This window comes from uncultured Helicobacter sp. (assembly GCF_949282165.1).
Taxonomy (GTDB): domain Bacteria; phylum Campylobacterota; class Campylobacteria; order Campylobacterales; family Helicobacteraceae; genus Helicobacter_F.
The window spans coordinates 1-5873 of the sequence record NZ_CASDOV010000034.1; the positions used below are offsets into that span (position 1 = coordinate 1).

5 protein-coding genes are annotated in these 5873 nt (G+C 47.5%); 1 reads left to right on the plus strand and 4 read right to left on the minus strand.

Features of this window, described 5'->3' with window-relative positions; all coding sequences use genetic code 11:
* Both ACH2BK_RS09845 and ACH2BK_RS09850 read right to left on the minus strand, forming a co-directional pair.
* Positions 1-1561: cache domain-containing protein (locus ACH2BK_RS09845; protein WP_395003765.1), on the minus strand; the 1561-nt coding region annotated here is incomplete at its 3' end.
* Between the two features lie 68 nt (positions 1562-1629).
* On the minus strand, positions 1630-2589 hold the full coding sequence (locus tag ACH2BK_RS09850; RefSeq protein ID WP_394998139.1) for a UDP-glucuronic acid decarboxylase family protein: 960 nt from the start codon (positions 2587-2589) through the stop codon (positions 1630-1632).
* Positions 2590-2641: 52 nt separating this feature from the next.
* Between ACH2BK_RS09850 and ACH2BK_RS09855 the strand changes: the two genes are divergently transcribed.
* Complete coding sequence (locus tag ACH2BK_RS09855) at positions 2642-2854, plus strand: hypothetical protein (protein ID WP_394998137.1); 213 nt, start codon at positions 2642-2644, stop codon at positions 2852-2854.
* 102 nt (positions 2855-2956) lie between these two features.
* Here ACH2BK_RS09855 and ACH2BK_RS09860 read toward each other — a convergent pair whose 3' ends face one another.
* Positions 2957-3919 (minus strand): TIGR01212 family radical SAM protein, encoded by a 963-nt coding sequence (locus ACH2BK_RS09860; RefSeq protein ID WP_395003767.1) that lies wholly within the window; start codon positions 3917-3919, stop codon positions 2957-2959.
* 23 nt (positions 3920-3942) lie between these two features.
* Positions 3943-5346 carry an amidophosphoribosyltransferase gene (gene purF, locus ACH2BK_RS09865; protein ID WP_395003769.1) on the minus strand — a complete coding sequence of 468 codons (1404 nt, stop codon included), beginning with the start codon at positions 5344-5346 and terminating at the stop codon, positions 3943-3945.
* Positions 5347-5873 lie beyond the last annotated feature (527 nt).

The following is a 5873-nucleotide window of genomic DNA, read 5'->3' on the forward strand; positions in this document are numbered from 1 at the left end:
GCTCTAGTGAGCTAGCTTGGGATTGACTACCATCAGTTAGTTTTTGCATAGAATCTTTTAGCTCTTCACTTTGCTTAGCTAAGTCTTTGGCGAAGTTAGCAGAGGCAGCTAGCATCGCACTAATAGAATCCCCTAGTGCATTCACGCCCCTCTCTAGCCCTAGCGGATTGGCAATCCTTGGCGTGAAGTCGTTGCCCTCATAGGCCTTAAAGACTTCAGCGGCTTCTGAGAGATTATCCCCCACGAGATCATGGAGGGCTTTGCTCATCTCGTTTAGAGAATCTTTTAGCCTGTTGGTTTGGGGATTGGCACTCACGAGCGTGGTTGTCCTGCCAAATCGCCCCTGCTTAGACTCCTCTACGATACCCACGACTTCATCCACAAGCTTAGAATCTTGCTCGAGATTAACCCGTGTGCGCTCGATATTGGCACTAATCGCCCCAGCCATCGCGCCAAACTCATCTGGCGCAAACTTATGGCGCAACGCTGGTGGCGTGGAGACTTCGTGATTGATAAACCTAAAAAATTCATTGAGCAGCTTCTGGATCACATTTGCCGGGCCGATGAGTTTTTTGATAATGAGATAGAGCACCACAAGCCCGATTACCCCTAAGACAAAGGCTATCCACAGAGAGTTGATCAAATTGCTATTAACCGCGTCAGTAAAATCGCTCTGCGTGGCTGCCACGACAATCGTCCAACCAAATGGGAATTGTTTGTAATAAGTCAGTCGCTTCTCGCCCCTAGTGCTTATATACTCCACATAGCCCTCTGGGGCTTTTTTGACTGCCTCGGATATGGCTTGCTCTGGGGCTGTGAGAGGCTTATCGTGATTGATACTCGCTGGGTTTTTGTGGGAGAATATCCGCCCATGCGCATCGGTAATAAAAATCGACATATTGGGGAGCTCGGGACGCTCGAAATTCACAAATCGCTTTTGGAAATCATCGACAAAAATATCCAAACACACCACGCCCAAAAACTCGCCATTTTTGCCCACAAGAGGCGCGGTGGCGGTGGAGAGCATCTTGCCCTTATCCTTGCCACTTTGGCTGACATAGGTGGGCGTTACCACGCCTTGGAGCTGCTTAGTCTCTAGGTATTTTTTCTTTGTCTCCGTGTAGTAGGGGCGTGTGCGGTAGTCAAAGCCAGATTCTGTAGCCTCATACTCCCCTCTAAAAGCGGATTTTGGCTCTCCGCTATACTCCACCAACGCCCTGCCACTATCCTCAAACACCACATAGGTAGCCGCGTATTTGATAAGCTCGGCTGTCTCTGCTAGGACTGCCCTTTGCTGTGCCACTCTCTGCGCTTGGTTTGGGAGAGATTCTAATACCAAAAGCTGCTTGCGCAAAAAGTCCAAATGCTGCTGGGCTTCGATATTCATCGTGATGTTTATCGTCGTGTATGACGCACTTAGCGCCCCTTGCTGAATGCTCCTAAAAAGCTCGATAGTATTCTGGGAAGTCTTTTTGTAGTTATAAACCGTAACCACCGCAATCACTACGATAAAAATCGATAGCACCCAAACTAAAAGTTTATTAGCCAAAGAAAACTTCATCTCCAAACCTCCTTTTATGATAAACATTTATAATAAAATTGCCTGTCAAAATCACAGAGCCCTAAGGCCTACAATCTCAATGTGCTCTTAAAATACGCGATAGTTTTTTCTAGCCCCTCTTTGAGCTGCACGCTTGGAGCCCAGCCTAGCTCCCTTTGTGCAAGGCTGATATCGGGCTTTCGCTGCTTGGGATCGTCTTGGGGTAATGGGTGGAAGCTAATTTTAGAGCGCGAGTTGGTAAGCTCTATGACATTTTGCGCGAGCTCTAGTATGCTAAACTCACTCGGATTGCCGATATTTACAGGTCCAAAAAATCCATCTCTACTCTCCATAAGCTTCATCATACCACTAATGAGATCATCGACATAGCAAAAACTCCGCGTCTGACTCCCATCGCCATAGATGCTAATATCTTCGCCCCTCAAGGCTTGAATGATAAAATTACTCACCACACGTCCATCATTTGGGTGCATTCTCGGACCATAGGTGTTAAAGATTCTCATCACCTTGATACTCACATTATGCTGGCGTTGATAGTCAAAAAAGAGTGTCTCCGCGCACCGCTTGCCCTCATCATAGCACGCGCGTATCCCGATAGGATTTACCGCACCGCGATAGCTCTCTACTTGCGGGTGGATCTCTGGGTCGCCATAGACTTCGCTTGTGGAGGCTTGGAGGATTTTAGCGCGCGTGCGCTTGGCAAGCCCTAGCATATTTATCGCTCCTACCACCGAGGTTTTAGTCGTCTGCACGGGATCAAACTGATAATGCACGGGGCTTGCAGGACAAGCGAGGTTATAAATCTCATCGACTTCCACATAGAGTGGGAAAGTCACATCGTGGCGCATAAACTCAAAGCGCGGATTCTCTAATAAGTGCAAGATATTGCGCTTGGTGCCGGTAAAGAGATTATCCACACAGAGCACCTCGTGCCCCTGCTCTAGCAGTCTCTCGCACAAATGCGAGCCCAAAAACCCCGCCCCACCGGTAACAAGAATCTTCTTTGCCAAAAAATCGTGTTGTGCCATTGTTGTCCTTTATGTGTAGTATGCGCGCCTTGATACCGCCTTAAATACCACAATGCGCAAATTTGGCGCGGATTGTAGCACACGCTCGCACAAAAACTTCTTAGATTCTAAGCATTGGCTTAAAGACACTTGCCCGCACCCGAGCGATACACAAGTTTTTGCCCTAGCAAAAACTTGCATTAAAATAATAGTTTATAGAAAAGGTGCTAGCCTAAGTCGCGTTCCTGACACTCCGACACCAAACAATTACAGAATCTCGCTCTAGATTCTGTGAGTGAGCGCGTAAGCGGAGGTAATGTGGGCTCTGCTCACATTACCGATAACAAGTTTGTGAAACAAACTTGCAGCAAACGATGTGTGTGAGAATCTAATACTCTATCCCCACTTCTTTTAATCTATCGCGTATGTAGCGCATTTGGATATTTTTGTCAAAGCACCATTTGGGCGCGAGTAGGCTCTCATCGTGCGCCCCTGCACTGATACGCTGCACCACCACATCAGGGGGCAATCGCCGCAGCGACTCCACGATGAGATCCCCAAAGAGCTCTAGGCTAATAGGCTCATACTCCCCATCTTTGTAGAGCTTGGCTAGGCGCGTGCCATTTACCACATACATTGGGTGGATTTTGATACTATCAATCCCCCATAAAATTACAGAATCTAGCGTGTGCAGCATCATCTCTCTATCCTCGCCCGGCAATCCATAGATGATATGCGCACAGACTTTTATCCCCTTTGCGCGCGTTTTGGCAAAGAGCTCCCTAGCCCCCTCTATGCTATGCCCGCGGTTGGTTAGCTCAAGCGTCTTATCATACACTGATTGTATGCCATACTCTAGCCAAATCTCCTTGCCCTCACGCACATAGCCCGCAAGTAGATTGAGCACCTCATCGCTCACGCAGTCAATCCGCGTGCCGATACTCATACCCACGACATTAGGCAGGCTAAGCGCGCAATCATACAGAGCCCTAAGCGTATCAATATGTGCGTAAGTGTTGGTGTAGGATTGAAAATACACCATATATTTTCCAATCCCAAATTTACGCTGATGAAACTCCGCGTGCCACGCAAACTGCTCTCTTAATTGCGTGAGTTGCTTATCCAAAAGAGGATTGTTTTTGAGTGCAAAATTCATCTTCACTTCGCTACGCTTATCTATCTTTACAAGGCTTGGCGAGAAAGATTCATTATCACAATAAATGCACCCGCCCTTTGCCACGCTGCCATCGATATTAGGACAGGTAAAGCCCTGCAATGATATGGGGATTTTGCGCACCCTGCCGCCAAATCGCTTCTTAAAATACCGCCCAATGGTAAGAATCACTCGCATATCCACTCCTTAAATCTTTGCCCTTATTTAGCATTTTGGAGTAAATACTCATCGACATATTGCCCATCAAAGCACGCTTTGCAAAACTCCTGCTCCCCTCCGATACTGCGCAGCATTCCCTCGATAGACAAAAAGCCCAAAAAGTCCGCGCCGATATAGGAGCGCACCTCTTCTATGCTCTTATTTGCACAGATAAGCTGCTCTTTGTCCGGAGTATCCACGCCATAGTAGCAAGGCGAGATAGTGGGCGGTGCGGAGATGAGGAGATAGATTTTTTTCGCCCCTGCCTTGCGCAAAATCTGCACGATTTGCTTGCTTGTCGTCCCACGCACGACAGAATCATCAATCACGATGATTTCCTTGCCCTCTATGATGCTTGAGATGAGATTTAGCTTTAGGCGCACCTTGAGTTCGCGCATTCTCTGCAGCGGCTCGATAAATGTCCGCCCCACATAGTGATTGCGGATAATCCCAAGTTCAAAATCTATCCCACTTTCCTTCGCATAGCCTAATGCCGCCGCCACGCCAGAATCTGGCACGGGTATGACGATATCTGCCTTTAGTTTATGCTCTCTAGCGAGCTCTATGCCCATTTGCTTGCGTATCTCATAGACATTCTTGCCATACACTTGGCTATCAGGACGAGAAAAATACATATACTCAAACACGCAAGGCTTAGGCGTAGGCGCAAAAACCTGCACACTTTTTGGCTCACTACTGCTAAGTGGCGTGTAAGCCCCCTCAAAGATGAGCATCTCGCCCGGTGACACATCGCGCACATATTCTGCCTCTAGGAGATCAAATGCACAAGTCTCACTTGCCACGATATAGCCCACGCTGCCATCATCGTTTTGAATCTTGCCCAGACTCAAAGGACGCAAGCCATATCTATCGCGCACGACAAACATTTTGGAGCGCGAGAGGAAGACAAAGCAATACGCGCCATCGACATAGCTTAGCGCATCAATGATACGATCGACTAAATGCTCTTTTTGGGAATGGGCGATGAGATGAATGAGATTTTCTGTATCAAGGTGGCTTTGGAAAATCGCGCCTTTTTGTATGAGCATATCACGCACCGCTTTGGCGTTGGTGAGGTTGCCATTGTGCGCGATTGCCATCTCGCCTAGTGAGTAGCGCGCAAAGATGGGCTGCGCTTCATTGATAGAATCTTCCCCCGCAGTGGAGTAGCGATTGTGCCCGATACTTGACTTGCCTTGGAGTTTTTTGAGACTTTCCTCATCAAAGACTTTGGTAACGAGCCCATTGCCTTTTAGCGTGGCGATTTTGGTGCCATCAGAAGTGCTAATCCCACTCGCCTCCTGCCCTCTATGCTGCATCGCAAAGAGCGCGTAATAGCTCAAAATCGCGGCATTTTTGACATTATACACGCCCACTATCGCGCATTCTTCATTCCAATCCCTCATTTGTTTGTGGCTCCTTTATGTTTATTTTGGTGCAATTTGCTTTAGCAAATTGTTATCGCTCGTGCGGAGTGAATCCACCCTCGCTCCGCTGTGTGCTGGTGATAGGTTCAGGATCTCGTGTATTCTTAGATTTGTGCAAGTTCGTAACATTGGCAATGCATAGGAGTGTGGTATAACGCGCTTTGAGGTTGCACACCAAGAGGGACCGCAACCTCTTGGTGTCGTAGCCTCCAAACCAAAGGCAAGGAGGTAAAATGCGATACTCTCAGATACTAAATTGTATCCTGCGCGTTATTATACTACTTTGTATAATAATAATAAGCAAGTGCTTCTAGGATTTATCCTAGCCCTCCCTTTTGGGAGTGGTTTAGTATCTCCTTCTTGGCGCATTATACTGAAACTTCCTACTTCCTCCTTTCTATTTATTCTAATGCAAGTTTTTGCCATAGCAAAAACTTGTTATCGCTCGTGGGGAATAAATCCCCACTTCGCTCCGCTTCGCGAGCATACACAGAATCTAAATGCGA

What these genes read in the sequence shown, in the direction of transcription:
- ACH2BK_RS09860 (WP_395003767.1), bottom strand. Translation starts at nt 3,919, where the DNA reads ATGCGAGTGATTCTTACCATTGGGCGGTATTTTAAGAAGCGATTTGGC.
- ACH2BK_RS09855 (WP_394998137.1), top strand. Translation starts at nt 2,642, where the DNA reads ATGCGCAAATTTGGCGCGGATTGTAGCACACGCTCGCACAAAAACTTC.
- purF (WP_395003769.1), bottom strand. Translation starts at nt 5,346, where the DNA reads ATGAGGGATTGGAATGAAGAATGCGCGATAGTGGGCGTGTATAATGTC.
- ACH2BK_RS09850 (WP_394998139.1), bottom strand. Translation starts at nt 2,589, where the DNA reads ATGGCACAACACGATTTTTTGGCAAAGAAGATTCTTGTTACCGGTGGG.